Origin of the sequence: Stenotrophomonas sp. HMWF023 (genome assembly GCF_003060985.1) — a bacterium.
GTDB classification, from domain to species: Bacteria; Pseudomonadota; Gammaproteobacteria; order Xanthomonadales; family Xanthomonadaceae; genus Stenotrophomonas; species Stenotrophomonas lactitubi.
Map to the genome: position 1 here is coordinate 6,542 of NZ_QAIJ01000218.1, position 2,762 is coordinate 9,303.

At 66.4% G+C, this 2,762-nt stretch carries 2 protein-coding genes and 1 pseudogene; all 3 read right to left on the reverse strand.

Annotated features, from left to right (window positions below):
• Positions 1 to 23: 23 nt before the first annotated feature.
• Positions 24 to 737, reverse strand: a complete 714-nt coding sequence (locus DBR20_RS11795; protein ID WP_108266298.1) for a M15 family metallopeptidase — start codon at positions 735 to 737, stop codon at positions 24 to 26.
• Entirely contained in the window at positions 670 to 2,220 is a 1,551-nt protein-coding gene (locus DBR20_RS11800) for a serine hydrolase domain-containing protein (RefSeq protein WP_108266299.1), read from the reverse strand. Before DBR20_RS11800 ends, DBR20_RS11795 begins: the two co-directional genes overlap by 68 nt.
• Positions 2,221 to 2,275: 55 nt before the next feature.
• A pseudogene (locus DBR20_RS11805) lies at positions 2,276 to 2,762 on the reverse strand (energy transducer TonB); the annotation flags it as partial.

Below are 2,762 nucleotides of genomic sequence, written 5' to 3' on the forward strand. Positions count from 1 at the left end.
GGGCGCAGCCCTGCCGACACCCCCTACCGCACTGGCACGTCGTAGGCAGTACCGGCATCGGGCTCGGGTTGCAGCGTGTAGTGCCACCACTCCTGCGCATAGTTGGCGAAACCACGCCGTGCCATCGCCTGCACCAGCTGCTGGCGGTTGGCGTTCTGTGCATCACTCAACCCCGGCGCCCGCGTATGCGCGCGTTGGCCGAAGAAATCGAAGTCGGTGCCCATGTCCGTCGGCGTACAGCGTCCGCTGCGACAATCCAGCAGGCCGAGATCCACGGTGGCACCGCGGCTGTGGCCGGAACGCTCGGCGATGTAGCCGTCGCTCAGCAGCTGCGGCTTGTCCAGATCCGGATACTGCAGTGGCTTGCGCGACTGTTCCTGCGGATCGTTCACCCAGGCCATGAACGCCTGCACCGCGTGCACCGGGCGATAGCAATCGTAGAGGCGCAGCGCGAAACCCTGCGCGCGCAGGTCGGCCTCCACATCGGCCAACGCCTTTGCCACCGGCGCCAGCAGATAGCATGCAGGTGCCTCATAACCGGGCACGGGCGCAGCAGTGAAGTTGTTGGCACCGGCATAGCGGATGTCCATTTCGATGCGCGGCGACAGCGTGCGGATCTCCACCAGCCCCGCTGCAGTGGCGTCGGTGGCGGGCGAGATACGTGGTGGCTCAGCGGCGTGGGCCGTCGAAACCAGGGCAATCGCCAGTACGAGTGAAATGCAGGTCCTGGAAGTCATAGCTGAAGTCGATCTCCGGATCGATGGCGCGCAGCTCCAGCGTCGGCGTGTCTGCGCCGGGATTCAGCCATGCCTGCGCCGAGGGCTCCAGCGTATCCCACTGCAGAAGCCAGCGCCCCTGCAGCTGCTGCACCGTTGCCTGCAGCGTGGGCGACTTGTCCACGCTGAAGCGCAGGCCGTTCGCGGTGGGACACAGCGAGGCAGGGCCCAGCCAGGGATCGCGGTAACGCCCCTGCCATTGCGCCAGGTCGGTGACGGCGGCCGGTTGCGCGCCCTTGGTGGAGGGCGCACGACTCCCCGTGGCGGCGCGCACGGCCCGTTCGGCGGCCAGCTCGGCCAGGTAGTACCCCACATGTTGCGCGTCTTCCGGCGCGGTGAACCGTTTCAGCGTCGACTGCATCAGCGCGGTACGCGCGTCTTCGGCCTCGCCGTTGATCAGCATCACCACACCGAACTTGCGATCCGGCAGCAGCGCCAGCGAGGAATACATGCCCGACAGCGTACCGGTGTGCGCGACCTTCCACTGCCCGTCCATGTCCGACACCCGCCAGCCCAGCCCATAACCGTAGAAACGGGCGTTGTCCCAGTCGCGTTGGCGGTCGCCCAACGGCATCGGCATGTGCAGTGTCCACAGCATGCGGCGTTGCTCGGCGCCCAACCACGCCGGTGCCAGCGACGGGTCCAGCAGCACCTGCATCCAGCGCGTCATGTCGCGCAGCGAACAACGGATGCCACCAGCCGCCATCGACGTCAGGTCGGGGCTGAGCGCTCCATCACCAGCGACCACCACGTTGCGGCCATCGCGCCGCACATGCGGTTGGGCGACATTGCCGACCTGCTTCACCGACCACGCGCCCACCTGGCAACGGGTCATCCCCAGCGGTTCAAACACCTGCTCGCGCATCAGCTGGTCATACGGCTTGCCACCAGCGGCCGCAGCCACCTCACCGGCAACGACATACATCAGGTTGTCGTAGGCGTAACCGCTGCGGAAGCTGGTGACCGGCTTCAAGTGTGCCAGCCCGGCGATGACGTCGCTGCGAGTGAAGGCATTGGGCTCGGGCCACAGCATCAGGTCGCCGGCACCCAGGCCGAGGCCGCTGTTGTGGATCAGCAGATCGCGTACCTGCAGGTGCTCGCCCACCCACGGGTCATGCATGCGGAACGCCGGCAGATGGCGCTGCACCGGATCGTCCCAGCGCAGCTTGCCCTGCTCCACCAGCGTGGCCAGCAGCGCGGCGGTCATCGCCTTGCTGTTGGAGGCGATCTTGAACAGCGTGTCCTCGTCGATGCGGCCGCCGTCACCGCGCACTCCTTCGGTGTGGCGATAGACAACCTGGCCATCCTCGACCACCGCCATCGCCAGCCCCGGCAGATGTTCATGCTGGTCCACGAATGCGATGTCGGCATCCAGGCGTGCGCTGTCCACTGCCTGTGCAGGGGCGGCGGCAAGCAGCGCAGCTAAAGCCAGCAGGCGATACACGTCCGGTCTCCATCGGCAGCGCCGGGCAACGCCCGGCACTGCGCATCCTCGTCGATCAGAAGTTCCAGGTCACCACCAGCTGGGTGTAGCGCGGGGCCTGCCAGCGGGTACCGGTGGCGAAGGTGTTCTCGCGGTACTGACCAGGCTGCGCTTCGTAACGCTGGTGCACGTTGATGGTCTTCTGGTTGTTGAAGATGTTGTACACCGACAGTCGGGCACTCAGGTCGATGCCCTCTACCGGCAGGCGCCAGGTCACGTTCGCCCCCATGGTCCAGGTCCACGGCAGGCGACCGAAGGCACCACGCGGGCTGTATTCGAACTGGCGTTTGTCATACGGGCCGGAACAGTTGGCCACGCACAGCCAGCCGGTGCCACCACCACTGCCTTCACTGGACGTGCTGCCGCCGGCAATCGAATCGTTCGGCCACATCACGCCATAGGCGGTGATCGGGCCGCCGGACTGCACCTGCAGCGTGGTGCCAAACGACCACTGCTTGTTCAGTGCATACGCAGCACGCAGCTTGAACTGGTGACGGAAGTCG

Bases quoted from the DNA above. Each gene is read 5' to 3' on its own strand.
- DBR20_RS11795 (WP_108266298.1), bottom strand. From the start codon at position 737: ATGACTTCCAGGACCTGCATTTCACTCGTACTGGCGATTGCCCTGGTT.